Raw genomic sequence first — 25,687 nt, forward strand, 5'->3', positions numbered from 1 at the left:
TGCCCGTTGCCGGGAACTACAGCATCTCCGGCTTGAACAGGCGCCGCCGCGAGATCTCCGCGCCTGACAGCATGAAGCGGCCGTCGCCCCGGTAGTGCAGGGTGCGCGGCCGCTTCGGCGAGGCGGCGACGTGCGCCTTGACCACCTCCCATACGAACAGGCCATGTTTGCCGATCTGGCTGCCGTCGTGCAGGCGGCATTCGAAGCTGGCGTAGCACTCGGCGATCAGCGGCGCCGCCACGTGCGTGGCGGGCACCGCGGTGAGGCCGAAGTGCGCGAACTTGTCCAGGTCCGCGCCGCTGGTATTGCCGATGCCGACCACGGTGTCGACCAGGTCGGCGGTGGGCAGGTTGATCACGCATTGCTTGCTGCGCCGGATCAGGTCGAAGCTGTGGTTGGCGCTGGAGATGCAGCAGGCGAGCAGCGACGGCGAGAACTCCAGCACCATGTGCCAGCCCAGGGTCATCACGTCGCGCTGCCGCTTCCAGGCCGAACTGACCAGCACCACCGGGCCCGGCTCGAGGAAGCGGCGCACGTCCTGGGTGGGAAAGTCGAGCTTGCGGTAGCGGAGCATGCGCAGTCTGCCGTGGCGGGGCCTTCAGTCTCGCCGGCCCGGGTGAACGCGATGTCGGCGTCAGTCCAGCCGATGCACCGCATCGGCGATGCGTGCCACTTCCTCGGCCTGGTGGCTGACGTAGAGCATCGGCAGGCGCACTTCGTCGCGCACGCGCTGCAGGTAGGGGATCAGTTCGCTGCGGCGGTCGGCGTCCAGCGCCGACAGCGGTTCGTCGAACAGCAGCAGCGACGGCTGCGACAGCAGCGCGCGGCCGATCGCCACGCGCTGCGCTTCGCCGCCGGAGAGCGTGTCGGGGCGCCGCTCCAGCAGCGCGCCGATGCCGAGCAGCTCGACCACCGCGTCCAGTGCGAAGCGTGCCGGCTGGCCGCGGCCGTGGCGGCCGTAGCCGAGGTTGCGGCGCACGTCCATGTGCGGGAACAGGCGCGCGTCCTGGAACACGTAGCCGATGCCACGGCGATGCGCCGGCAGGTCGATGCCGGCAGCGCTGTCGTACAGCACCCGGCCATCGATGGCGATGCGCCCGCTGCGCGGCGGCAGCACGCCGGCGATGGCGTTGAGCAGGCTGGTCTTGCCGGCGCCGGACGGGCCGACCAGCGCGACCACGCGCGCCTGTTCCTCGATGCGCACGTGGCGCGCGAAACGGCCGCGCTGCAGGTGCAGGTCGATGCTCAGCATCGGTGCAGGCTCCGAGTGCTTGCGCGGCTCATGCATCCGCCTCCGCGCCGCGCTGGCCCCGGACCAGCCACTCGGAGGCCAGCAAGGCGCCCAGCGAGATCGCCAGCGCCACCGCCGCCAGCCGCCAGATGCCGGCTTCGGCGCCGGGCACCTGCAGCAGGCTGTAGATCGCCGAGGCCAGGGTCTGGGTCTGTCCGGGGATGTTGGAGACGAAGGTGATGGTGGCGCCGAACTCGCCCAGCGCCTTGGCGAAGCCGAGCACGCCGCCGGCGACCACGCCCGGCCATGCCAGCGGCAGGGTGATGGTGAAGAACACGCGCCAAGGGCCGGCGCCGAGTGTGGCGGCGGCCGCTTCGAGGCGGCGGTCGGTGGATTCCAGGGCCAGGCGGATCGCCCGCACCATCAGCGGGAAGCCCATCACCGCGCTGGCCAGCGCCGCGCCGGTCCAGCGGAACGCGAGCTGCACGCCCAGGTGCTCGAACAGCCAGCCGCCGATCGGCCCCTGCAGGCCGAACAGTTGCAGCAGCGCGTAGCCGGTGACGATCGGCGGCATCACCAGCGGCAGGTGCAGCAGCGCGTCCAGCAACGATTTGCCGAAGAAGCGGCGCCGCGCCAGCAGCCAGCCGCAGGCCACGGCGAACGGCAGGCTGGCCAGCGCCGCGACCAGCGCGACCTTGACGCTCAGCGCGATCGCGGTCAGTTCCTGCGCGGTGAAGTCGAACAACGCCAGGCCTCAGCGGGCGAGCGAGAAACCGTGGCGACGGAAGATCGCCTGTGCCGGCGGCGTGCCCAGCCAACGCACGAAATCGGCAGCGCTCTTCGCCTGCGCGCTCGCCCGCAGCGGCGCCACCGGATACACGATCGGCGCGTGGCTGTCGGCCGGAAAGGTCGCCACCACCCGCACCTTGGGCTCGGCCTGGGCGTCGGACCCGTAGACGATGCCCAGCGGCGCTTCGCCGCGCGCCACCAGCATCAGCGCGCTGCGCACGCTCTCGCTTTCGGCCAGGCGCGGCTGCACCGCGTCCCACTGACCCAGCGCCTGCAGTGCGGCACGCGCGTACTTGCCGGCCGGCACGCTGGCGGTCTGGCCGACCGCCAGGCGCCCCTGCGCGCCGAGCGCGGCGAGCAGCGCGCCGGGTTTGCGCAGGTCGACCTGCGCCTTGCTGGCGGCCGGCGCCACCAGCACCAGGGTGTTGCCGAGCAGGTCGCGGCGCAGTGCCGGATCGATCAACTTGCGCTGCTGCAGGTAGTCCATCCACTCCTGGTCGGCGGACACGAACACGTCCGCCGGCGCGCCCTGTTCCACCTGCCGGGCCAGCGTGGAGCTGGCGGCGTAGGACACCTGCACGGGGGTGCCGCTGGCGCGCTGGTAGGCGCTGGCGGCCTCGTCCAGCGATTCCTTGAGGCTGGCGGCGGCGAACACGGTCAGCGGCGTCTGCGCCGAGACCGGCGCGATCGCGGTGGCGACGATCAAGGTGCACAGGCACAGCAGGCGGCGCAGCGGTCGGGTCATGGGTCACTCCAGCGGGGGGCAGGTAGGCGATGCGGCAGGGCGCGGCGGCGCGCGCGTACGGTCGCGCAGCGCTGTCGCAACTCCGCATCCTAGCGCGCCGGCGGCGCGCTGCCTGCTCACGCCGCCGGCGGCGCCAGGTCGTCGGTGCGGCCGGCCTGGATGTTGGCGCGCACCGACGGCTGCATCAGCCGCGGCTCGGCCAGCGTCGCATCGCGCGCCTGGCGCAAGGCCACGAAGGCCGCTTCGTCGATGCCATCGCGCACATGGATGTTGCTGCGGCGCTGTTCGCCGATGCTGGTCTGGCAGGCCACCGCGCGGCCGCCGGCGCCATAGTCGTGGCACACGAACACGCGCGTCGCCTCCGGCAGCGCGTACAGCCGCTGGATCGAACGGTACAGCGTGGCCGCGTCGCCGCCGGGGAAATCGCAGCGCGCGGTGCCGCTGTCGGGCATGAACAGCGAATCGCCCGGGAACAGCGCATCGCCGATCAGGTAGGCGACGCTGTCGCCGGTGTGGCCTGGCACGGCGATCACCTGCGCCTGCACATCACCGATCGCGAAGCGCTCGCCATCGGCGAACAGGTGATCGAAGCCGCAGCGCGCCTGCGCGTCCGCGTCCAGGTCGAACTGCGGCGCGAAACGGGCGCGCACCTCGCGGATGCCGTCGCCGATCGCCAGCGTCGCCTGCAGCCATCGCTGCTTGAACCACTGCGCGGCGGAGACATGATCGGCGTGGGCGTGGGTCTCGAGGATCCAGCGCAGGTGCAGTCCGCGCGCGTCCAGGCACGCGGCCAACGCCTGCGCCGGTGCGTCGTCCAGTGCGCCGGTCTGCGGGTCGTAGCCCACCACCGGGTCGATCACCGCGGCGTCGTGGCCATCCTCGACCACGTAGCTCCAGGTGCCGGAACCGGCGTGGTGGAAGGCGTGGACGTGCGGATGCTGGCTCATCGATCGCTCCGGGTGGCGGCAGGTGGCGCGGCGCTGCAGTAGATGCCGTGCAACACCTCGAGGATGCGCTGCACCGGGCCGGGCACCAGCGAATAATAGATGGTCTGACCCTCGCGGCGGGTCTGCACCAGTCCATCCTCGCGCAGCAGCGCCAGGTGTTGCGACAGCGCCGACTGGCTCAGCTCCACGCGCGCGTTGAGCTCGCCGACCGATTGCTCGTGGTCCACCAGCAGGCACAGCAGCAGCAGCCGCTTCTCGTTGCCGAGCGCCTTCAGCAGGCGCGCCGCCTCGCTGGCGTGCGCGCGCATCGCGGCAGGGTCCAGGGCGGTTGCGGCGCGGCGCGGCATAGGCTCAGAAATCGACCGGGCCACCGGCCGCGGTCCAGCCCAGGAAGCCGCCGGTCAGCGAGCGCACCGCGGTGTAGCCCAGGTGCTGCAGGCTCAGCGCCGCCAGGGTGGAGCGGCCGCCGCTGGCGCAGTACAGCAGGATCGGCTGGTCGCGTCGGGCCAGCGCCGGATCGGCATCGAGGCGGAATTCGAGGATGCCGCGCGGGATGTTGATCGCGTTGGGCAGATGGCCCATGGCGAACTCGCCGGGTTCGCGCACGTCGATGATCCATTCGCCGGGCAGGGGCGTAGCGGCGGCATCGGTGTGGACAGGGGTTTCGTGGATCTGCGCGCGTGCGCTGTCGACCAGGGCTTGGGCGGAGGAGGCGGGCATTGGGGGTGCTCGGCGGGAAAGTGCGCCCATCATATCAGTTGACTCTAATATAAGAAAATTCTAATTTATCTCGCGGCCAGCCTCGGGCGGCCGCGCCCGATCTGCCGCGGTGGGGTGCCCACCGACGGCGCGGATGCGCCCTTTCTTCTGGAGTTCGAGCATGCGTGTGCTTCGTTGGCCGATCCGGGGTGTCTGGCGTGCCGGACGGCTGCGCGGGACGCTTACCGCACCCGCCGCTGCACCGACCCGCGGCAGAGGTCGTGCGCCCGTGGCGGGCGCGCTCGCGGCGCTGGCGATGCTGGCGTTCGCAGGCTGTCGGCATGACGCCGCCACGGTCGCGCCGCCGCCGTTGCCGGCGCTGGCGACCGTGCCGGTGGAGCCCGCGGCGATGGCGTCGCGCTCCTGGGACGGCGTCGTGACCGCGGTGGAGTACGCCGATCTGAGTGCGCAGACCGGCGGGCGCGTGCGCAGCGTCGCGGTGGACGTGGGCGACCGGGTCGCCGCCGGCCAGGTGCTGCTGCAACTCAGCGCAGTGGAACAGCGCGCCGGTGTGGCCAGTGCGCAGGCGCAAGTGCGTGCCGCGACGGCCAGCGCCGACGAGGCCGAGGCCAGCTATCGCCGCTATGCGTCCCTGGCCGGGGCGCAATACGTGTCGCGCGCGCAACTTGACCAGGCCCGCGCCACCCGCGATGCGGCGAATGCCGCACGCGCTGCCGCCGTCGCGCAACTGGCGCAGGCGCAGCAGCCGGCCGACTACACCGTGGTGCGCGCGCCGTTCGCGGGCGTCATCAGCGCGCGCCAGGTGCAGCCGGGCGAGGCGGTGGCGGCCGGGCAGGCCTTGCTGTCGCTGTACGTGCCCGGCGCGCAGCGCATCGAGGTGCAGGTGCCGCAGTCGGATGCGGACGCGGTCCGCGCCGCGCGTCGCGCGCAGGTGCGGCTGGACGATGGACGCCTCCTGCAGATTCCGCAGGTGACGGTGTTCCCTACCGCCGATCCGCGCAGCCACAGCGTCACGGTGCGGGTGCCATTGCCGGCGCTGCAACCGGCCCCGGCACCCGGTACCACGGCCAAGGTCGAGGTGCCGCTGGCTGCCGGCGATGCCGCGGAGGCGGCGCCGTTGCGCATTCCGCTGTCGGCGCTGCTGCAGCGGGGCGAACTCAGCGCGGCCTATGTGCTGGCCGACGGTCGGCTCAGCCTGCGGCAGCTGCGGATCGGGCAGCGCGATGCGCAGCGGGTGGAAGTGCTGGCCGGGCTGCGCGCGGGCGAGCGGGTGGTGCGCGATCCGGTCGCTGCCGGGCAGGCGCTGGCGGCGCAGCGGCGCGCGCTGGCGGAGCGTTGAGATGGCTGCCGGTTTCGGGATGTCCGGCCGCCTGGCGGCGTTCTTCCAGGCCAATCCGCTGACGCCGCTGCTGGCCCTGCTCGGCCTGCTGCTCGGCCTGGCGGCGGTGGCGATCACCCCGCGCGAGGAAGAACCGCAGATCGACGTGACCATGGCCAACGTGTTCGTGTCGCTGCCGGGTGCCGATGCGCGCGAGGTCGAACAGCTGCTGAGCACGCCGCTGGAACAGAAGCTCGACGAGATCGAGGGCATCAAGCACGTGTACTCGCTGAGCCGCCCCGGGCAGGCGGTGTTGACCGTCGAATTCCAGGTCGGGGTGCCGCGGCAGACCGCGCTGGTGCGCCTGTACAACCAGGTGTATTCCAATCTGGACGTGCTGCCGACGCAGATGGGCGCCAGCGCGCCGCTGGTCAAGCCCAAGGGCATCGACGACGTGCCGGTGATGAGCGTGACTCTGTGGAGCGACGATCCGCAGCGCAGCGCCGCCGACCTGGGTGCGATCGCGCGCACCCTGGAGACCGAACTCAAGCGCATCCCCGGCACGCGCGATATCTACAGCATCGGCGCGCCGCCGCGGGTGGTCACGGTGACGCTGGATCCGGCGCGGCTGGCCGCCTACGACCTCACCGTGGCCGACCTCGGCCAGGCGCTGCAGGGGGCGAACGTGGTGCGTCCGCTCGGCGACCGCATCGGCGGCGGCCGTGCGGTGCCGCTCAGCGCCGGGCGGTTCCTGGCCGATGCCGACGCCGTGCGCGAGCTGGTGATCGGCGTGCACGACGGCCGGCCGCTGCAGTTGCGTGATGTGGCACAGATCCAGGCCGGTGCCGACCTGCCCACGGCCTACGTGTGGTACGGCACGCCGCCCACGCGCGGCGGCTCGGCGCAGGGGCGCGCGCCGGCGGTGACCCTGGCCATCGCCAAGAAGCCGGGCAGCGACGCCTCGGCGCTCACCCGCGCGGTGAGCGAGCGCCTGCAGGCCTTGCGCGGCGAACTGCTGCCGCAGGGCGTGCATGCCGAGGTCACCCGCGACTACGGCGCCAGCGCGGCGGCCAAGGCCGCCAAGCTGATCCACAAGCTGGTGTTCGCCACCGCCTCGGTGGTGCTGCTGGTGCTGTTCGCGCTGGGCTGGCGCGAGGCCATCGTGGTCGGCAGCGCGGTGGTGCTGACCCTGGCGCTCACGCTGTTCGCCTCGTGGGCGATGGGCTTCACCCTCAATCGCGTGTCGCTGTTCGCGCTGATCTTCTCCATCGGCATCCTGGTCGACGACGCCATCGTGGTGGTGGAGAACATCCACCGCCATCTGCGCGCCGGCGGCAAGACCTTGCGCGAGGCGATCCCGCCGGCGGTGGACGAGGTCGGCGGCCCGACCATCCTCGCCACCTTCACCGTGATCGCGGCGCTGATGCCGATGGCCTTCGTCAGCGGCCTGATGGGGCCGTACATGCGGCCGATCCCGATCAACGCCTCGGTCGGCATGCTGCTGTCGCTGGCGATCGCGCTGGTGGTGACGCCCTGGCTGGCGCTGAAGCTGCTGAAGCGGCATGTGCCGGCGCACGCCGCGCAGGCACACGCGCGGGGCGACGCGCCACCGCGCCTGCAGCGCCTGTTCGGGCGCTTGCTGTACCCGTTCCTGGATCCTGTCCGCGGCGCGCGCCGGCGCGGCTGGCTGTTCGCCGGCATCGCCGCCCTGCTGCTGGCCGCGGTGGGCCTGGTCGGACTGCAGTGGGTGGTGCTGAAGATGCTGCCGTTCGACGACAAATCGGAACTGCAGATCGTGGTCGACCTGCCCGAAGGCAGCACCATGCAGGACACCGATGCGTTGCTGGTGGACCTGGCCGGGGTGCTCGACCGCACGCCCGAGGTGCACGACTACCAGGGCTATGCCGGGACCTCGGCGCCGGTCAACTTCAATGGCCTGGTGCGGCAGTACTTCCTGCGCAGCGGCAACAACGTCGGCGACCTGCAGGTGAACCTGGTCGACAAACACCAGCGCACGCGCCACAGCCATGCCATCGCCCGCGCGCTGCGTCCGCCGCTGGCGGCGATCGCACGCCGGCATGGCGCGTCGCTGAAGGTGGTGGAGGTGCCGCCGGGGCCGCCGGTGCTGTCACCGTTGGTGGCCGAGGTGTACGGGCCGGACTATCCGCGCGGCCGCCAGCTCGCCCTGGCGCTGGAGCGGCGCTTCCTGCGCACGCCGAACGTGGTCGATGTCGACACCAGCGTGGAGAGTGCGGCCACCCGCGAAACGCTGGTGGTCGACCGCGTACGTGCCGCGCGCCTGGGCGTGAGCCAGGCATCCATCGCAGATGCCCTGGCCACGGCGGTGCAGGGTCTGGACGTCATCTGGCTGCACGATGGCACATCCAAGGTGGCACAGCCGGTGCGGCTGCGACTGCCGGGCGCCGCACAGGCCGCCAGCGCACGCCTGCTGGCGCTGCGCGTGCGCGGCGGCGATGGGCAACTGGTGCCGCTGTCGGAACTGGTCGCGGTGCAGCGCCTGCCCTGGGACGACAGCATCGCGCACAAGGACCTGCGGCCGGTGGTGTATGTCACCGGCGACGAAGCCGGGCGCCTGGACAGCCCGCTGTACGGCATGTTCGACCTGGTCGGGCAACTCCGCAGCCACCGGCTCGATGGGCAGACGCTGCAGCAGCATTTCATCGCGCCGCCGGTCGACACCGCCGACTTCGCGGTGAAATGGGACGGCGAATGGCAGATCACCTACGAGACCTTCCGCGACATGGGCATCGCCTACGCGGTGGGCCTGTTGCTGATCTATCTGCTGGTGGTGGCGCAGTTCCGCAGCTATCTGCTGCCGCTGGTGATCATGGCGCCGATTCCGCTGACGGTGATCGGGGTGATGCCGGGTCATGCCCTGCTCGGCGCGCAGTTCACCGCGACCAGCATGATCGGCATGATCGCCCTGGCCGGCATCATCGTGCGCAATTCGATCCTGCTGGTGGACTTCATCCGTCATGCCCTGGCGCACGGGCGCAGCGCCGAACAGGCGGTGATCGAGGCCTGTGCGGTGCGCGCGCCGCCGATCGTGCTGACCGGCCTGGCGGCGATGCTGGGTGCGCTGTTCATCCTCGACGATCCGATCTTCAACGGCCTGGCGGTGGCGTTGCTGTTCGGCATCCTGGTCAGCACCGCACTGACCCTGCTGGTCATCCCGTTGCTGTACTACCCGCTGGCACGGCGCGAAGCGGCGGCGTGAGCGCAAGGCTGCGTCCACACGCCGTTACCGGTGCCGGCGTAGAGTCGAAATCCCTTTCTGCGAAGTGGAGTTTCCACGATGCTCATCGGCGATCCGATCCGCGTCACCCTGGAGCAGGACACGGACTTCGCGTTCCGCATTCGCTTCGACGAAACCACGCTCGAGCCCTGGCTGAGCGACGAAACCGCGCCGCTGGGCCAGGAGCGCGGCCCCAATCCCACGCGCATCCTGCTGGCCGGCATCGCCAATTGCCTGGCCGCCAGCCTGCTGTTCGCGATGCGTAAGTACAAGAACGATCCGGCCGGCGTGGTCGCGCACATCGCCGCCACGCCGATGCGCAATCCGGAAGGGTTCTGGCGCATTCCGCAGGCGTCGGTGGAACTGCAGCTGCCCGGCGCCAACCAGGACTATGCGCAGCTGGAACGGATCCTGGCGCAGTTCGAGCAGTTCTGTGTGGTCACCCAGAGTGTGCGCCAGGGCATCGACGTGCAGGTCACGGTCAAGGATGCGCAAGGCACCGTGCTGCTCGGCGACAAGAGCATCGAGGCCGGCGCATGACCACGCTGCTGCATGTCGCCTGCCCGCACTGCGCCGCGCTCAACCGGGTGCCGGAGGCGAAACTGGCGGACGCGCCGCAATGCGGACGCTGCCATCGTGGCTTGTTCGACGCCACACCGGTCACGCTGACCGCCGAGACGTTTGCCGCGCATGCCGAGCGCAGCGAGCTGCCGTTGCTCGTGGACGTGTGGGCGCCGTGGTGCGGTCCGTGCCGGACCATGGCCCCGCACTTCGCCGCCGCGGCCGCGCAGCTCGAGCCGCGGCTGCGCCTGGGCAAGCTGGACAGCGATGCGCAGCCGGCGCTGGCCGGGCGCTTCGGCATCCGCAGCATCCCGACGCTGCTCCTGCTGCGCCAGGGCCGCGAACTCGGCCGACACAGCGGCGCCATCGGCACCGCCGAGATCGTGCGCTTGACGCTCGCACAGTTGAATTCTGCGTAACGCTCTCGTCGGAGCGGCTTCAGCCGCGATGGGCTTACCTGGGAAAGTCCATCGCGGCCGAAGCCGCTCCTATACGGTGCGCCGGGCTTACTTGCCCAGCGCTGCGTTCAAGGTTGCCGCCAGGTCGGCACCGGCCTGGCGCAATTGCGCTTCGGCCACCGGGCGCCAGGTCGTCACGTAATCGGCCGGCAGCGTGGCGCCGGGCGGATAGAAGCCCGGACGCAGCATGATCTTGCAGGAGGCCTCGGCCCACGCCGCGGCCGGCGGCGGCAGCGCGCTGCCCGCCGGCGAGGGCGCCGGCAACGGCTGCTTTTCCAGCTCGGCCAGGTAGGCCTGCTCGTCCAGCCCGCGGCTGCGCAGCAGGCCGCTGTCCCACAGCGAGTGCAGATTGCTGCCCTTGCCCTCGAACTGGATCTGCACGGTGTTGGCGCCCTTGTCGCGGGCGTAGCCGGCATGCAGCGGCTGCTGCACGTCGCCGGCGAAATGCACGACGAACTTCAGCGCCTGCGCACGCGCGGCCTGCGGCTGGCTGCGGTCGGCGAGGATCGCGGCCTGGCGGCGCAGCGCTTCGACCGCGCAGTTGCCGTCCGGGCAGTCGCGGGTCTGTTCGTAGTGGCAGTCGTTCTCGGCCAGGTTGACGTAGTGCCAGCGCGCGCTGCGCTTGCCCAAGTCGGGATCGTGTTCGCGGAGCTGGTCGGCCCAGTTGGCCACACCGGCCAGGGTCGGGTCGGGTTCGCCCTGCAGCAGGGTGCGGACCTGCGCGCGGGCTTGCGGGGTGAGCTGGGTGTCGGCGAGATCGGCGACCAGGCGGTGGCCCAGCGGACCCCAGGCGAAGGCGGCGGACGGTGCGGCGGCGAGGGCCGCGGCGAGCGCGGTGCGAACGAAGGGAGAGATTTTCATGCGCCGATTCTAGCCGGCGCCGACGACGCGGCCATGACGCGCGTCAGGTCTGTTGCGTTGCCGCTCAGCACGGCGGACGCCGCTGCCAGACGGCGTCGCCGACCGCGCCGAGCCGCGTCCGAGGACACGACCCGGCTGCAGGCTCAGAAATACATCAGATAGGCGACGCCGTAGGTGACCGGATCGAGCTTGGCCTTGCCGAGCGTGCTGCCGTCCACCTCTACGTCGCTGCGCATGCCGGTCCAGCGCGCATCCACGCGGATCGCGCTGCGCTCGCCGACGGCGAAATCCACGCCGGCATGCAGCGCCGGGCCAATGCTGTCCTTGAACTTCACGTCGTTGGACGAAAACGCGCCCTTGCCGTCGCTGCCGAGGAAGGCGGTGTAGTTGAGGCCGGCGCCGACGAACGGGGAGATGTCGCCGTTGCCGTTGAAGTGGTACTGCAGGGAGATGGTCGGCGACAGCATCCAGGCGCTGCCGATATCGCCGCCGCGGTCCAGGCCGATCTTCTGCTGGCCGACCAGGCCCTGGATCTCCACGCCGAGGTTGCCGCGGAAGAAGTATTCGTAACTGAACGACACGGCCGGCGCGACGTCGGCGTCGAAGCGCTGATCGCTGCCGCGCAGCGTGCCGTTGGACGACCCCGGCACCATGCCGTGCAGGCCGTAGCTGGTGGTGAAGTGGCCGGCCGACTGCGCCGCGGCGGGCAGGGCGATGCTGGCGAGGGCGGCGACGGCAAGGCGACGGAACAGGCGTGGCGGCATGGCAAACCCCGGTGGACGACGAGTGGGCGGATGCGAATCCCGTGTCGGCCCGGCGGGCGCCGATCCACATCCGTGTGGCGCGTAGTCTGCCAGAGAAGCGGGGCGGACGCGCTGCGCTCCGGCGAGGCCGCGTGTGCGGCCCGCGCGTCGATCCGGTACGGCCATGCTCCGGAATGGCGCCGCTGCCGCGAGCGGCGCCGATCCTGTTGCCGCCGGCGCCGCAGGTCGCAGCGGCGCCGGCGCCCGTCTCAGAACTTCATCACGTAGGCCAGACCGTACACCAGCGGGTCGATGTGCGCGGTGCCCAGGTCGCTGCCGTTGACCTTGACCTTGCTGTCGATGTCGATCCAGCGCATGTCCACGCGCAGCGCCGACTTGTCGGTGAGCGCGATGTCCACGCCGGCATGCGCGGCCAGGCCCCAGGAGTCGTCCAGCTTGAGCTTGCTGCCGGCCAGCGCGCCGGTGGTCTTCTCGCTGAAGAAGGTGGTGTAGTTGAGGCCGGCGCCGACGAACGGCGAGACCTTGCCGGTGCTGTTGAAGTGGTACTGCAGCGACACCACCGGCGGCAGGTGCTTGGTGCTGCCGACCTTGCCCACGCCCTTGACGCTGATGTCGTGCTCGAACGGCAGCGCGGCCAGCACTTCCACGCCCAGGTTCTGGTGCACGAAGTACTCGAAGGTCACCGTCGGGCGGATGTTGCTGTCGATGCGCAGCGGCAGGGTGCCGCCGGCCAGCGTGCCGTTGTCGGACCTCGGGTTGACCTGGTGGGCGCCGATGCCGATGGTCCAGTCGCCTTGGGACTGCGCCAGCGCCGGCAGGGCGCACAGGGTCAGGGCGGCGGCCAGGCCGGTGAGCAGGAGGGGGGAGGTGATGCGCATGGTGGAGTCTCGGTTGGGTGTGGGCGCAGTGTCCGGCGCGCCGCGCCGCGGCGCCTTGATCCTGATCAAACCGGCGTGTCCGGCGTGGCGCGGCCGGCCTGCTAGAATGGGATTTCCCCTTCCATCCGCCGCGCCAGGCGCGGCCGCAGGAGCTACTGAAATGGCAATCAAGGTCGGCATCAACGGTTTCGGTCGCATCGGGCGCAACGTGCTGCGCTCGGCGGTGCAGAATTTCGGCAGCGACATCGAGATCGTCGCCATCAACGACCTGCTCGAGCCGGATTATCTGGCCTACATGCTGCAGTACGACTCCGTGCACGGCCGCTTCGAAGGCGAAGTGTCGGTCGACGGCGGCCACCTGCTGGTCAACGGCAAGAAGATCCGCCTGACCCAGGAACGCGATCCGGCCGCGCTGAAGTGGGGCGAGGTCGGCGTGGACGTGGTGATCGAGTCCACCGGCCTGTTCCTGACCAAGGAAACGGCGCAGAAGCATCTGGACGCCGGCGCCAAGAAGGTGATCCTGTCGGCGCCGTCGAAGGACGACACGCCGATGTTCGTGTATGGCGTCAACGACAGCACCTACGCCGGCCAGGCCATCGTCTCCAACGCCAGCTGCACCACCAACTGCCTGGCGCCGCTGGCCAAGGTGATCAACGACAAGTGGGGCATCAAGCGCGGCCTGATGACCACCGTGCACGCGGCCACCGCCACCCAGAAGACCGTGGACGGCCCGAGCAACAAGGATTGGCGCGGCGGCCGCGGCATCCTGGAGAACATCATTCCTTCCAGCACCGGCGCGGCCAAGGCGGTCGGTGTGGTGATCCCGGAGTTGAACAAGAAGCTCACCGGCATGAGCTTCCGTGTGCCGACCTCGGACGTGTCGGTGGTCGACCTGACCGTGGAACTGGAAAAGCCGGCCACCTACGCCGAGATCTGCGCCGAAGTGAAGGCGCAGAGCGAAGGCGCGCTGAAGGGCATCCTCGGCTACACCGAAGACAAGGTGGTGGCCACCGATTTCCGTGGCGACGCGCGCACCTCGATCTTCGATGCCGATGCCGGCATCGCCCTGGACAGCACCTTCGTCAAGCTGGTGTCCTGGTACGACAACGAGTGGGGCTACTCCAACAAGTGCCTGGAAATGGTCAAGGTGGTGGCGAAGTAAGCCGCCTGGCGTCGTCCACAAAGAAAGCGCCTTGCGGCGCTTTTTTTGTGGGCGATGACGTGCCCGGATGGAATGGCGCAGGTCCCGTGCCTGCATGTCCCAAAGGGTATGACACGCTCCAGGTGTCGCACGCCGGCTTGCCGGACAGATTGTGCAGGTGCTTCCTGCCCCGGGGTCGATGTTCGTGCGGTCGCGGCGGCACTGTTCAGACTGGGGATCCGGATGGACTCAAGACCTGCCTGGCTTGAAGCCAATTCGGTGCACTGCTATTGCCGGCATTGCTTCGCGAAAAGCTTCGGATAGTTCATTCTGGGGTCGATGCTTTTCAGGGGAATGGGCGTGGTGTTTTCGATTTCCTTTCCATCGAGGCCGATAAGCCTTGCGTGACATTCCTTGTCGATCACCACAAGGCAGGTCTTGCCGAAGATGGATTTGTCTTTGACGAGCGTTGCGGATAGGTTGAAAAAAAGCCACGGACACTCGAATTCCGTCACGATCCTGCTGCCGTCCTCGTTGAGGATCGTCAGGCACGGCGGCTGATGATCGCGTTCGGGCAGCGCAAGGCACAGAATTTTCTTGTCGATGTACTTCGGATGTCTGGTCGAGGTCTTGCCGAAATACGAGGGTACCTGTCCCGCAATGTAATAAAATTCCCCGTAGTTATTGCCTTTCCTGTCGATCAGTACATCGCATGCCTCATAGCGGTTGAAATACCAGCTCGAAGATAGAAGGATGGGTTTGTCCAGAATTCTGTGAGTGATTCCCATGCCTCGTTGGGAGAGATCGAAACAGGTGTCTCCGCCGCCCTGTCCCCGGGTCGTTTCAAAATCTACCAGCGGTTCTCCTTCGGCGGTATATAGCTGGAAAATTTTGTGTGTGTAGTGATCGATGGGATTTTCGTCGTCGCGAATCCAGATCGAAAAGAAATACTCCGCGCCGCGCACGCGATGAACAGAAAATGGTTCTTCCCGGTAAGGGCCTTCCCATAGTTCCCGGCGTTCGTTTCTAAGCGTGTCGTAGAGGTGGATGCTGACCTGGGACAAGGGATTGTCCTTGTCCTTGGCCACTTGCAGCAACAGTCGTTGCGGCGTTATGGGGACTGCATGCAGGATGAGCTCGTCTTCAAGTAAGCGGACAAGGTTGCCGTTCCGAAGGGAGAAAATCGAGTTGGTAATGAATTTCCCTGAATAATGGATTTCTATCCAGTAATCGATCTGACGGTTGAAATCCGTTTCCCACTTGTCCCAGTTGTAGGGGAAGTGGCTTCCATTTAAATCGGCGAACGTCTTTTCGGGCGATTGGTAGACGATGTCTCCATTGCTTTCGATCAGGTATGTCTTGTTCTCTTCGCCGGCTGCGTAATACAGGCCAAGCTTTTCCAGCCAGAAGAAATAGAGGTCCGGGTACTTGTCCTGTAGCGTAAGGCAATCCATATCTGCTCGTTTTTTGAGTTGCAAATGAAGGGATGTTGGATGGTCATTGGCTGCGCATCGGCCTTGCGCGGCCAGTTTTCCGCCGTTTTCGTTGCGTCTTTATTGCTTTCCTCGACTTTCGCATGCAAGCAGGGGCGGTCGCTTGCCGCATCCACGATGATTGCATCGGTCCCAACGCGAGATCCACTCTTCATGGCCGGAGTGGTTCTGCGAGAGCCGATGGAGTCCTTGCGACGTGTTTCAGGCCCACCAGAGCATGTCGTCACAGTGCTCGTGGAGGTGCGATCAGGTCGATACTGCCCAGGGCCGGTTCGCTGAGGTGCGTGCGGCGACCTTGTCCAGGTGCTGGAGTGGTCTCGGCCATGCGACTGGCGGGATGCGTCTGTTCCCGTGCAGCGCTCGGCCCGTTCTGGCGCTGTCGCGTACACAGGTCGAGGCCACAACGCAAAAGGAGCGCTCACGCGCTCCTTTTGCGTTGTGGCGAGCCGCTGGCCCTGCCGCGGCGCGTCGGGTGCCGCAGGCTGGCTCGGCCTCGCGATTACAGCGCGTCGCGCGATTGGTTGCTTTCGGTCTGCTGGTAATCGGTGACCACGCCCTTGGCGTCGAATTCCACTTCCAGGTCGTACGACTTGACGTTGCGCGCGCCGACGCCATGCTCCTGCGCTTCGTTGATCGCCGGGCCGGTGTAGTAACCGGGCAGCATCCGCTTCAGCAGGCCGGTCGCGGTCTTGCGCGCCTTCTCGCCATGAGATTCGCCGGGGCGATAGCTCCAGGACTTCTCGTAGCCGCCTTCCTTTCCAGACGTCCTGGAGACGTAGTTGGGCTCGCCATAGATCGCGCGCACCTGCTCCTTGGTGGTCTTGCCGATGACGATGTTCTTCTTGACCGCATCGGCGGTGTAGAGATCCGGATTGTCGACCTTTTCGGCCAGGGCGGGAGCGGCGAAAGACCCGGCCAGCAGGGCCGAGATCAGCAGGGTGCGAAAGGGTTTCATGGTCATGTCCGTTTACCTGGGAAGTGGCGTCTGCAATCCAGAGTGCACCGGTCGCGTCGAGGCGATGCGTCGGCGCGGCATCAACGCGGCGCGACGAGCTTAGGCATGGCGAAATGACGCCGTCAATACAGCACGCACGGGCGTTCAGGCAGAGACGACGCCCTGCCGATGAGGTCGTCGCAGTCGTCGGCACACGGTCTGCGGGTGCCGCACAGGCGGCTGTGCCGACACCGCACGCGGCAGCCTGTGATCCGCTGCCGCTTTTGCGGTGGGCGCCAGTGTGTGCGGCCTACAGCGCCTGCAGGATCAGCGAGTGCCAGCCGGTGCGGTAGGTTTCGTAGCCGGGAGAGGCCGCGTGCGCGATGCAGTGCGGCCGGCCGTCGAGATCGATCAGCACGGCGCCGCGCGGCTGCTTGAACAAGGCGTCGCGGCCGTCGAAGTCGATCCGGTCCTGCAGCATGCGCCCGGCCGAGTCGGCCAGCACCCGGCCCTGCGCATCGACGATGCAGACGCGGCTGCGGCCCCATTCGGATTCGGACAGCGGCGTGCGCTGCACGATCGTCTGCGCCAGCGCGTCCCAGCGGAACACGATGCCCAGTACGCCCAGCACGCGCCCATCGACGCGACCGCCGTCGCGCACCGTGCATGCGTACACCAGCACGCGCTCGCCGTCGGCCAGCGCACTGGCATGCACGTCCTGAAAGCCGAATTCCTCGCCGCTGCGCGTGCGCATCGCGTGTTCGAACCATGGCTGCGCGGAGACGTCGCTGCCGACCGAGCCGAACTGCCGCGGCCGGCCGTTGGCGCGGATGCGGCCATCGCTTCCGGCCAGGATCAGGTCGAAGTAGACCGTGTACGAATCCAGGATCTGGCCCATGCGCCGCGAGGCGTAGGCCAGCGCCTCGGCATCGCTGTCGGCACGCGCCGCGGCGACCACCGCCGCGTCGGTGGCCCACCAGCGCACGTCGCAACTGCGCTCGTAGAGGTTGCGGTCGATCAGGTCGATGTTGCTCAGGGCCAGCTCGCTGAGCCGCGTGCGACGCACGTCGTCCTGCAGGCGGCCCAGTGTCTGCCGCATCTCCGTGCTGGTGCGCGCGGCGACCTTGTCCAGGTCCTGGGTGGCCTCGGCCACGCGTCGCGACAGCCCGTCCATTTCCTGCGCGATCACGCTGAAGCCGCGTCCGGCGGCGCCGATCCGCGCCGACTCGATGCGCGCGTTCATGGAGATCATGTGGGTGGTGCGGTTGATCGCGTCGATCCCCTGCAGCGAGCGGCGCAACTGGCCGAGCAACTGGTCGGACAAGCCGACGACGGCGCGAATATGGTCATCGATCCCCGCGTCGGCGGGGTGGGCGGGTAGGTTCATTCATGCTGCCGGTGGGGTGGGAGAAAACAGCAGACGGACGACGCGATAAGGGGTGTAGCGGCCGCCGGTGCACGGGACTTGAGGGCGGTGTGAAGACCGTTGTCGGAACGCCGGGCCTTGCGCTGACTGGGCTGCGGCCCCGTCCGTGTGCCGATGTCGGCGCCGAACTCGTCTACCATCTGCGCCAGGTCCGGCGCCGCCGGGCTCCCGGTGCGCGCCACGGGCGCCGCGCCACCGCCTGTGGAGATGTGAGACGAATGGACAAGTTGGTCGTGCTGGTGGTGTTTGCGGCGCTGGTGGTGCTGGCGCTGCCACTGCTGTCGATCGTGGCGCTGGTCGGGCAGTCGCGCCTGCGCCAGCGGCTCGCCGCACTGGAGGCGCAGGTGGCGCGGATGGCCGCCGCCACGCCTGCCGCCGCAACGGATCGCGCCGATTCCGCGGCCGCTGCCGCAGAGGTTCAGGCCGCCGTCGCCCAACCTGAGCCCGAGGCGGAGGGCATGCCGTTCGTCGTCGGCCTCGACCTTCCGCGTCCAGACCCGTTCGCCGAGCGCGCTGCGGCGCCACCGCCGCTGCCGCCGCCCTTGCCGGTGCCTCCCAGGGACGAGGATTTCGCGACGCTGGCCGCCGCGGTCGAACGCGCCGAGCAGCAGCAAGCCCAGGCGCGCACCGCCGCGACGGCCCAGCCCGCCGCGCCGCGTGGGCCGGATCCGATCGAACGGCTGTTGGGCGGGATCAAACGCTGGTTCACCGAGGGCAATGTCCCGGTCAAGATCGGCATGCTGGTGCTGCTGGCCGGCGTCGCCGCGCTGCTGAAGTACGCCGGCGACCAAGGCTGGCTGCGCATGCCGATCGAGCTGCGCTACGCCGGCATCGCCGCCGCGTCGCTGGCCGGCCTGGCCTTCGGCTGGCGCCAGCGCACGCGCAAGCGCAGCTTTGCGCTGGCGCTGCAGGGCGGGGCGATCGGTGTGCTGCTGCTGACCGTGTTCGCCGCCTTCAAGCTGTCCGGGCTGATCCCCGCCGGCGCGGCGCTGGCGCTGAGCATCGCCCTGGTCGCGGGCATGTGCGTGCTGGCGGTGGCGCAGGAATCGCGCACGCTGGCGGTGCTGGGCACGCTGGCCGGCTTCCTCGCGCCATTGTGGCTGTCCACCGGCAGCGGCAACCACGTCGCGTTGTTCTCCTACTACGCGCTGCTCAATGCGGCGGTGTTCGCGATCGCTTGGTACCGGCCGTGGCGGGTGCTGAACCTGCTCGGGTTCGGCTTCACCTTCGGCATTGGCACGCTGTGGGGCGTGTTGCAGTACCGGCCTGACAAGTTCGCCAGCACCGAGCCGTTCCTGCTGCTGTTCTTCGCCTTCTATCTGGTGATCCCGATTCTGTACGCGCGGCGCCAGGCAGCGCGCAGCACGCTGATCGACGGCAGCCTGGTGTTCGGCACGCCGCTGATCGCGTTTTCGCTGCAGGCGGGGCTGCTGCGCGGCGACGGCCTGCCGTTGGCGCTGTGTGCGCTGGGACTGGCGGCGATCTATGCCCTGCTGGCGGCGGCGCTGATCCGGCGCGCGAGCTTCGCGGTGCTGGGGCAGGCGTATGCGGTGCTGGCGGTGGGGTTCGCCACGTTGGCGGTGCCGCTGGCGCTGTCCGCGCGCGCGACCGCCAGCGTGTTCGCGCTGGAGGGGGCGGCGTTGGCGTGGCTGGGCCTGCGCCAACGGCGCTGGCTGCCGCAGTTCAGCGGCGCCGGCCTGCAACTGGCGGCGTCGTTCGGTTTCCTGGTGGGCGTGGAGGACATCGCCCAGGACACCCAGGCGGTGGCCAACGCCACCTTCATGAGCGGGCTGCTGCTGGCGCTGGCCGGCTTCGCCAGCGCCTGGTGCTACCGCCGTGGGCGGGCCGCCGTGCCGGCGCTGGGCTACTACGTGTGGGGGCTGTTCTGGTGGTGCGGGATCGGCGTCACCGAGATCGTGCGATTCGTCGACGCCGACGCGCGTGCCGACGTGCTGCTCGCCTGGGTCGCGGTCAGCGGCTGGCTCGCCGCCGAGGCGCAGCGGCGCTGGCCGGCACTGGCGCTGGCCGCGACCACGCTGGGTGGCCTGGCCCTGGCCTTGCCGCTGGCGGTCTGGCAGGCCGATGTGCACGGGCAGCCGTTCGCCGGGCATGGCGCCTGGGCCTGGGCGCTGTTCGCGGTGCTCGGCGTGCGCAGCCTGCTGTGCCTGCGCGACAGCGGTGGCGGCGTCGCGCGTGCGGCGCAGTTCGTGTGGTGGCTGGTGTGGCCCAGCGTGGTCGGGCTGCTGTGCACCTGGATCGCGCTGCACAGCGAGCTCGCCGCCGGCTGGCGCTGGATGCTGTTGCTGGCGCCCTGGTTGCTGGCGACGGCGCTGTCGCTGTGGCGCTGGAACTGGCTGGCGGCTCCGCTGGGTGCGGCATTCGCGCCGTGCCGCAGCGCGCTGCAGAGCACCTACTTCGGCCTGCTGTCGGTGGCCTGGCTGTACAGCCTGGGCCTGCCCGGCAGCAGCGCGCCGCTGCCCTGGGTGCCGGTGTTCAATCCGCTGGAACTGACCCAACTGGCGCTGCTGGTCCTGGGCGTGCGCTGGACCCGCACCGCGGAGCTGCCGGCGCTGCTGCGGCCCTGGCGCACCCAGCTGTTGGCCGGTGCCGGCTTCCTGTGGATCACCAGCGTCACCCTGCATGCGGTGCATTACTGGGCGGCGGTGCCGTGGCCCGGCGTGCTCGGCAATGGCGTGGCGCAGACCAGCCTGACCGTGGTCTGGAGCGTGCTGGGCGTGCTTGGCTGGGTGCTGGGCTCGCGGCGCGGCCAGCGCGGCCTGTGGCTGGCCGGCGCGGTATTGATGGCGGTGGTGCTGGGCAAGCTGCTGCTGGTGGACCGCGGCAACCTCGGCAACGTCGCCGGCATCGCCTCGTTCATCGCGTACGGGTTGTTGTGTACGGTGGTCGGCTATCTGGCGCCGGCGCCGCCGCGCGCTGCCGAACCGGCCGAGGAGGCCATCCCATGATCCGACGTGCGCTGTTTCCATTGTTGCTGGCCGGGTTGCCGCTGTGCGCGTTCGCGACCAGCCAGCGCGACGACTACGCCCAGCAGTGGCCGCTGACCCTGCAGGACGCCGATGCCGGCGCCTATCGCGTGCAGCTCGACGATGCGGTCTACCGCAGCGCGCAGCGCGCCTCGCTGGGCGACGTGGAGGTGTTCAACGCGGCCGGCGACCCGCTGCCGGCGGCCCTGTTCGCCGCCGAGCAGGCTGAGACGGCGCCGCGCCGGCAGCCGTTGCCGTGGTTTCCGCTGCCGGCGGCGCCCGACGGGCGGACCCCGGATCTGGAGCTGATCGCCGAGCGCGACAGCGACGGCAGTGTGCGCCGCATCCAGACCCGCGTGGCCGGCGCTGGCTCCGACGCGGGCGCTGCCGGCTGGCTGGTCGATGCCAGCGCGTTGCATGCGCCGCTGCGCGCGCTGTCGCTGCAATGGGCCGCCGCTGCGCAGCCACAGCAGGCGCGCTACCGCGTCGAGGGCAGCGACGATCTGCGCGACTGGGAGGTGCTGGTGGCCGATGCGACCCTGGTCGACCTCAGCAACCAGGGGCACCGGCTGCAGCAACTGCGCATCCCCATCGGCCGCGAAGTGCGCTATCTGCGCCTGCTGCCGCTGGCCGGCGCCGGCGCGCCGCCGCTGACCGGGGTGGAGGCCGAACTGGCACCGACGCCGGTCGTCGCCGACTGGCATTGGCAACAACTGGACGCGGCGAGCACCGATCCCGCGCAGCACGGCTATGCCTTCGTGTCGCCCGGGCGCTACCCGGTGACGCGCGTCGACATCGCCTTGCCCGGCAACAACGCCATCGAATGGCGCGTGCAGAGCCGCGACAGCGCCGAGGCGCCGTGGCAGGACCGCGCCGGTCCATGGCTGGCCTACCAGGTGGGCGGCGGCAGCCGCTCGCCGCCGCAGGCGCTGACTGCGCCGGTGCGCGACCGCTACTGGCGGCTGCTGGCGGCGCAGGACCCGGGCCGGCAGCGGCCGGCGCTGCGCCTGGGCTACCAGCCGGAGACGCTGGTGTTCCTGGCGCAGGGCGCGCCGCCTTATGCGCTGGCCGCCGGCAGTGCGCGCACCCAGCGTGCACAGGCGCCGCTGGCCGCGGCGTTGCAGGCCTTGCACACCCAGCGTGGGCCGCAATGGGCGCCGGCCACTGCCAGCCTCGGCGCGGCGCAGCCGCTGGCCGGTGCCGCGGCGCTGCAGGCGCCACCGCCGCCGCGCGACTGGAAGACCTGGCTGCTGTGGGCGCTGCTGGTCGGCGGCGCGCTGCTGGTGGTCGGTTTCGCGCTCAGCCTGCTGCGCAAACCCGGCGCCGGCGAGGGCACGGGCTGATCGATCCCGCGGCGACGGCGCGCACGCCGCGCCGCGCGCGGGGCAGCGCACCGTCCCCCACCGATTTGCCGCTGTGCGGCCGACGCCGGACAATGGCGGTTTCGCCGCTGCGCGGCGATCGGCCGAACGGCGTGCACCCGACGTTCCGATGCCGACGCCGATACTGCGCCGATGGCGCGGTTTTCCCTTTGCAACCCCACGAAAGCGAGCAATCACATGTCCATCCTGCGAATGACCGATCTCGACCTGTCCGGCAAGCGCGTGCTGATCCGGCAAGATCTGAATGTGCCGATCGACAATGGCCTGATCACCTCCGAACAGCGCATCCTGGCCTCGGTGCCGACGCTCAAGCACGCGCTGGAGCAGGGCGCGGCGGTGATGGTGACCTCGCATCTGGGGCGGCCCAAGGAAGGCGTGTGGACCCAGGAGGATTCGCTGGAGCCGGTGGCCATCCGCCTGGCTGCGCTGCTCGGCGTCGACGTGCCGCTGATCCGCGACTGGGTCGATGGCGTGGACGTGCAGCCCGGGCAGATCGTGCTGCTGGAGAACTGCCGCATGAACGTCGGCGAGGGCAAGGACGACGAGGCCCTGGCGAAGAAGTATGCGGCGCTGTGCGACGTGTTCGTGATGGACGCGTTCGGTACCGCGCACCGTGCGCAGGCGTCCACCCATGGCGTGATCAGGTTCGCCCCGGTCGCCGCCGGCGGCCCGCTGCTGATGGCGGAGCTGGATGCGCTGGCCAAGGCGCTGGAGCAACCGGCCAAGCCGCTGCTGGCGATCGTCGCCGGCAGCAAGGTCTCGACCAAGCTGGAACTGCTGTCCAACCTGGTGGACAAGGTCGATCAGCTGATCGTCGGCGGCGGCATCGCCAACACCTTCATCGCCGCGGCCGGGCATGCGGTCGGCAAGTCGTTGTGCGAGCCGGACCTGCTCGACACCGCGCGCAAGATCGTGGCCGACGCCAATGCGCGCGGCGCGGCGATCCCGCTGCCCAGCGACGTGGTGGTGGCCAAGCAGTTCATGCCCGACGCCGAGGCCACGGTGAAGGCGGTCACCGATGTCGCCGACGACGACCTGATCCTGGACATCGGGCCGCAGACCGCCGCGCACTACGCCGAGCTGATCGCCAAGGCCGGCACCGTGGTCTGGAACGGCCCGGTCGGCGTGTTCGAGTTCGACGCCTTCGGCAAGGGCACCGAGACCCTGGCGCGGGCGATCGCCGCCTCGTCGGCGTTCTCCATCGCCGGCGGCGGCGACACCCTGGCCGCGGTCGACAAGTACGGCATTGCCGAGCAGGTCAGCTACATCTCCACCGGCGGCGGCGCGTTCCTGGAGTTCCTGGAAGGCAAGACCCTGCCGGCGGTGGCCGCGCTGCAGGCGCGCGGCGCGTGAGCGCCGCCGACGTTCTGTTCTTCGACCTGGACGGCACCCTGGTCGATTCGGAGGCCGGCATCGTCGGCAGCCTGCGCCATGCCTTCGCCGAACTGGGCCAGCCGCTGCCGACCCCGGCGCAGTTGCGCGCCTGGATCGGCCCGCCGCTGCGCGACAGCTTCCAGCAGCACTTCGGCGGCGATGCGGCGTTGGTGGAGCAGGCCTTGACGCTGTACCGCAGCCGCTACGACAGCCACGGCTGGCGCGAGCACACGGTGTTCCCGGACATCGGCGCGGCGGTGGAGGCGGTGGCTGCGGCCGGTCACCGCTTGGCGGTGGTGACCTCGAAGAACGAACGCTTCGCGCGGCGCATCGTCGAGCAGTTGCCGTTCGGCGCCCGCTTCGAGGAGATCGTCGGTGCCAGCGACGACGGCGCGCGGCGGGCCAAGCCGGACCTGATCGCCGAGGCGCTGCGCCGGCTCTCTGTCGTGCCGGCGCAGTGCCGCATGATCGGCGACCGGCGCATGGACATCGACGGCGCGCGCCATCACGGCATGCGCAGCATCGGCGTGCTGTGGGGCTTCGGCGATGCCGAGGAGCTGCGCCAGGCCGGTGCCGATGTGCTGGCGCAGTCGCCGGCGCAGTTGCCGGCGCTGGTTGCGGCCTGAGTCGCCTGAATGGGCATGTGCGCCGGTGCGTTCGGCGCACATGGCTTGGCCGCGCATCGCGCGTGGCCTGATGTCATCTCATCCAGATGGCGCACGCGGGCCGGCGCCGGTTGGCGTGGCATGACCACATACTGTCCCGCATTGTCCGCTCGCTATGCCGGACCGCGCGTGCGTCTATGCCGAAATGCCATGCTGTGTGATGGGCGCGTGTGCTAGCTTTGAGCGCTTTTTCCAAGGATGCCATCATGATCGAACGCCAGCGCCGCACCAAGATTCTCGCCACCCTCGGTCCGGCCACCGACCCGCCCGGCGTGCTCGAGGATCTGTTCCGCGCCGGCGTCAACGTGGTGCGGTTGAACTTCAGCCACGGCGATCCGTCCGGCCAGGCCAAGCGCGCCGCCGAAGTGCGCGCCGCCGCGGCCCGCGTCGGCGCCGAGATCGGCATCCTCGCCGACCTGCCCGGTCCGAAGATCCGCATCGAGCGCTTCGCCCAGGGCAAGGTCTCGCTCAAGCTCGGCGACCGCTTCGACCTCATCGCCGACCCCAATGCCGCGCCGGGCGACGCCAGCCAGGTCGGCGTCAGCTACCTGGGTCTGCCGCAGGACGTGGCGCCGGGCGACGTGCTGCTGCTGGACGATGGCCTGATGCAGCTGAAGGTGGTCGAGGTGCAGGGCGAGCGCATCGTCACCAGCGTGCTCAACGATGGCGTGCTGTCCGATCGCAAGGGGCTCAACAAGCAGGGTGGCGGCCTGTCGCTGGGCGCACTGACCGAGCGCGACAAGGAACTGATCGGCATCGTCGCCAAGATCGGCGTGGACTTCATCGCGGTGTCGTTCTGCCGCAACGCCGAGGACATGAACGAGGCGCGGCGCATCGCCCGCGCGCACGGCTGCGACGCGGCGCTGGTGTCCAAGATCGAGCGCACCGAGGCGATCGAGAACCTGAGCGAGATCGTCGAGGCCTCGGACGTGGTGATGGTCGCGCGTGGCGACCTGGGCGTGGAAATCGGCGACGCCGAGCTGCCGGGCCTGCAGAAGAAGATCATCAAGGAATCGCTGGCGCAGAACAAAGTGGTGATCACCGCCACGCAGATGCTGCAGTCGATGGTGGAAAGCCCGATCCCGACCCGCGCCGAAGTGCTGGACGTGGCCAACTCGGTGATCGACGGCACCGACGCGGTGATGCTGTCGGCCGAGAGCGCCGCCGGCGCCTATCCGATCCGCGCGGTCGAGGCGATGGCGCGCATCTGCCTGGGCGCCGAGCGCCAGTTCGAGACCGAGACCGACTTCGGCATGGCCCCGCGCAACCTCGAGCGCGCCGACCAGGCCATCGCCATGGCCACGATGTTCCTGTCCCAGCATGTGGGCGTGCGCGCGATCGTGGCGATGACCGAATCCGGCGGCACGCCGCGCTACCTGTCGCGCTTCCGCGCCAAGGCGCCGATCTTCGCGGTGACCCGCCACGACGGCGCGCGCCGGCACATGGCGATGATGCGCGACGTGTTTCCGATCAACTTCGACAGCCGCGGCCTGACTCCGCGCGAGGCCGCGCGCGGCGCGATCCGCGTGCTGGTCGAAGCCGGCCTGCTGGCGCCGGGTGACCGCGTGGTGTTCACCAGCGGCGAGCACATGGAAACCCACGGCGCGACCAACACCCTGCGCCTGCTCGAGGTCGGCCCGGACGGCCGTGCCAGCGGCCTGGGCGAACTCTGAAGGACGCGGCGCGGCGGCTCCGGCCGCCGCGCCGTCGGCAATACCTGTTCGATCGCGCATGGAACGGCGCGGCGCCCTCCCGTTCCC

General features: G+C 69.7%; 23 protein-coding genes. 10 read left to right on the forward strand and 13 right to left on the reverse strand.

Annotated features, from left to right (window positions below; genetic code table 11):
* Positions 1–16: 16 nt before the first annotated feature.
* From CEK66_RS04995 to CEK66_RS05025, 7 genes are all read right to left on the reverse strand, one after another.
* On the reverse strand, positions 17–574 hold the full coding sequence (locus CEK66_RS04995; protein WP_152236142.1) for a flavin reductase family protein: 558 nt from the start codon (positions 572–574) through the stop codon (positions 17–19).
* 60 nt (positions 575–634) lie between these two features.
* Positions 635–1,252, reverse strand: coding sequence for an ATP-binding cassette domain-containing protein (locus tag CEK66_RS05000; RefSeq protein ID WP_152236143.1), 618 nt, complete (start codon positions 1,250–1,252; stop codon positions 635–637).
* Positions 1,253–1,280: 28 nt separating this feature from the next.
* Positions 1,281–1,976, reverse strand: coding sequence for a molybdate ABC transporter permease subunit (modB, locus tag CEK66_RS05005; RefSeq protein WP_152236144.1), 696 nt, complete (start codon positions 1,974–1,976; stop codon positions 1,281–1,283).
* A gap of 9 nt (positions 1,977–1,985) precedes the next feature.
* Complete coding sequence (modA, locus tag CEK66_RS05010; RefSeq protein ID WP_152236145.1) at positions 1,986–2,765, reverse strand: molybdate ABC transporter substrate-binding protein; 780 nt, start codon at positions 2,763–2,765, stop codon at positions 1,986–1,988.
* A 116-nt stretch (positions 2,766–2,881) separates the two neighbouring features.
* On the reverse strand, positions 2,882–3,712 hold the full coding sequence (locus tag CEK66_RS05015; RefSeq protein ID WP_152236146.1) for an MBL fold metallo-hydrolase: 831 nt from the start codon (positions 3,710–3,712) through the stop codon (positions 2,882–2,884).
* Positions 3,709–4,059: a metalloregulator ArsR/SmtB family transcription factor gene (locus CEK66_RS05020; RefSeq protein WP_017917369.1), complete on the reverse strand. Its 351-nt coding sequence runs from the start codon at positions 4,057–4,059 to the stop codon at positions 3,709–3,711. Before CEK66_RS05020 ends, CEK66_RS05015 begins: the two co-directional genes overlap by 4 nt.
* A 4-nt stretch (positions 4,060–4,063) precedes the next feature.
* Complete coding sequence (locus CEK66_RS05025; protein ID WP_152236147.1) at positions 4,064–4,432, reverse strand: rhodanese-like domain-containing protein; 369 nt, start codon at positions 4,430–4,432, stop codon at positions 4,064–4,066.
* A gap of 268 nt (positions 4,433–4,700) precedes the next feature.
* Here CEK66_RS05025 and CEK66_RS05030 point away from each other — a divergent pair, with 268 nt between their 5' ends.
* The 4 genes from CEK66_RS05030 to trxC all read left to right on the forward strand — a co-directional run bounded on the left by CEK66_RS05030 (position 4,701) and on the right by trxC (position 9,986).
* Positions 4,701–5,771 (forward strand): efflux RND transporter periplasmic adaptor subunit, encoded by a 1,071-nt coding sequence (locus tag CEK66_RS05030; RefSeq protein WP_193312575.1) that lies wholly within the window; start codon positions 4,701–4,703, stop codon positions 5,769–5,771.
* A 1-nt stretch (position 5,772) separates the two neighbouring features.
* Positions 5,773–8,988: an efflux RND transporter permease subunit gene (locus CEK66_RS05035; protein ID WP_152236149.1), complete on the forward strand. Its 3,216-nt coding sequence runs from the start codon at positions 5,773–5,775 to the stop codon at positions 8,986–8,988.
* Between the two features lie 78 nt (positions 8,989–9,066).
* Positions 9,067–9,546 (forward strand): OsmC family protein, encoded by a 480-nt coding sequence (locus tag CEK66_RS05040; RefSeq protein ID WP_152236150.1) that lies wholly within the window; start codon positions 9,067–9,069, stop codon positions 9,544–9,546.
* A complete protein-coding gene (trxC, locus tag CEK66_RS05045; RefSeq protein WP_152236151.1) occupies positions 9,543–9,986 on the forward strand; it encodes a thioredoxin TrxC in 444 nt (147 codons plus the stop codon). Before CEK66_RS05040 ends, trxC begins: the two co-directional genes overlap by 4 nt.
* An 87-nt stretch (positions 9,987–10,073) precedes the next feature.
* Here trxC and CEK66_RS05050 read toward each other — a convergent pair whose 3' ends face one another.
* From CEK66_RS05050 to CEK66_RS05060, 3 genes are all read right to left on the reverse strand, one after another.
* On the reverse strand, positions 10,074–10,886 hold the full coding sequence (locus tag CEK66_RS05050) for a S1/P1 nuclease (RefSeq protein WP_152236152.1): 813 nt from the start codon (positions 10,884–10,886) through the stop codon (positions 10,074–10,076).
* Positions 10,887–11,029: 143 nt separating this feature from the next.
* Positions 11,030–11,650 (reverse strand): OmpW family outer membrane protein, encoded by a 621-nt coding sequence (locus CEK66_RS05055; protein WP_150409931.1) that lies wholly within the window; start codon positions 11,648–11,650, stop codon positions 11,030–11,032.
* A 248-nt stretch (positions 11,651–11,898) separates the two neighbouring features.
* Positions 11,899–12,528, reverse strand: coding sequence for an OmpW family outer membrane protein (locus CEK66_RS05060; protein ID WP_152236153.1), 630 nt, complete (start codon positions 12,526–12,528; stop codon positions 11,899–11,901).
* Positions 12,529–12,688: 160 nt separating this feature from the next.
* Here CEK66_RS05060 and gap point away from each other — a divergent pair, with 160 nt between their 5' ends.
* Positions 12,689–13,690: a type I glyceraldehyde-3-phosphate dehydrogenase gene (gene gap / locus CEK66_RS05065; RefSeq protein ID WP_152236154.1), complete on the forward strand. Its 1,002-nt coding sequence runs from the start codon at positions 12,689–12,691 to the stop codon at positions 13,688–13,690.
* Positions 13,691–13,956: 266 nt separating this feature from the next.
* Here gap and CEK66_RS05070 read toward each other — a convergent pair whose 3' ends face one another.
* The 3 genes from CEK66_RS05070 to CEK66_RS05080 form a co-directional block, all read right to left on the reverse strand.
* On the reverse strand, positions 13,957–15,147 hold the full coding sequence (locus CEK66_RS05070) for a hypothetical protein (RefSeq protein WP_193312576.1): 1,191 nt from the start codon (positions 15,145–15,147) through the stop codon (positions 13,957–13,959).
* A 514-nt stretch (positions 15,148–15,661) separates the two neighbouring features.
* A complete protein-coding gene (locus CEK66_RS05075) occupies positions 15,662–16,123 on the reverse strand; it encodes a hypothetical protein (protein ID WP_017909467.1) in 462 nt (153 codons plus the stop codon).
* Positions 16,124–16,406: 283 nt separating this feature from the next.
* Complete coding sequence (locus tag CEK66_RS05080; RefSeq protein WP_152236156.1) at positions 16,407–17,483, reverse strand: cache domain-containing protein; 1,077 nt, start codon at positions 17,481–17,483, stop codon at positions 16,407–16,409.
* Positions 17,484–17,740: 257 nt separating this feature from the next.
* On the opposite strand from CEK66_RS05080, the gene CEK66_RS05085 reads away from it, so the two are divergent.
* The 5 genes from CEK66_RS05085 to pyk all read left to right on the forward strand — a co-directional run bounded on the left by CEK66_RS05085 (position 17,741) and on the right by pyk (position 25,600).
* A complete protein-coding gene (locus tag CEK66_RS05085; protein WP_152236157.1) occupies positions 17,741–20,488 on the forward strand; it encodes a DUF2339 domain-containing protein in 2,748 nt (915 codons plus the stop codon).
* On the forward strand, positions 20,485–21,849 hold the full coding sequence (locus CEK66_RS05090; RefSeq protein WP_152236158.1) for a DUF3999 domain-containing protein: 1,365 nt from the start codon (positions 20,485–20,487) through the stop codon (positions 21,847–21,849). The genes CEK66_RS05085 and CEK66_RS05090 overlap by 4 nt, the downstream gene beginning before the upstream one ends.
* Positions 21,850–22,065: 216 nt before the next feature.
* On the forward strand, positions 22,066–23,241 hold the full coding sequence (locus CEK66_RS05095; protein WP_026144302.1) for a phosphoglycerate kinase: 1,176 nt from the start codon (positions 22,066–22,068) through the stop codon (positions 23,239–23,241).
* Positions 23,238–23,888, forward strand: a complete 651-nt coding sequence (locus CEK66_RS05100; protein ID WP_152236159.1) for an HAD-IA family hydrolase — start codon at positions 23,238–23,240, stop codon at positions 23,886–23,888. Before CEK66_RS05095 ends, CEK66_RS05100 begins: the two co-directional genes overlap by 4 nt.
* Before the next feature lie 245 nt (positions 23,889–24,133).
* The gene (gene pyk / locus CEK66_RS05105; RefSeq protein ID WP_010341498.1) at positions 24,134–25,600 is read left to right on the forward strand and encodes a pyruvate kinase; all 1,467 of its coding nucleotides are present in this window, start codon (positions 24,134–24,136) and stop codon (positions 25,598–25,600) included.
* Positions 25,601–25,687 lie beyond the last annotated feature (87 nt).

Source organism: Xanthomonas sp. LMG 12460 (genome assembly GCF_009192895.1).
In the GTDB taxonomy this organism is placed as follows: domain Bacteria; phylum Pseudomonadota; class Gammaproteobacteria; order Xanthomonadales; family Xanthomonadaceae; genus Xanthomonas_A; species Xanthomonas_A sontii.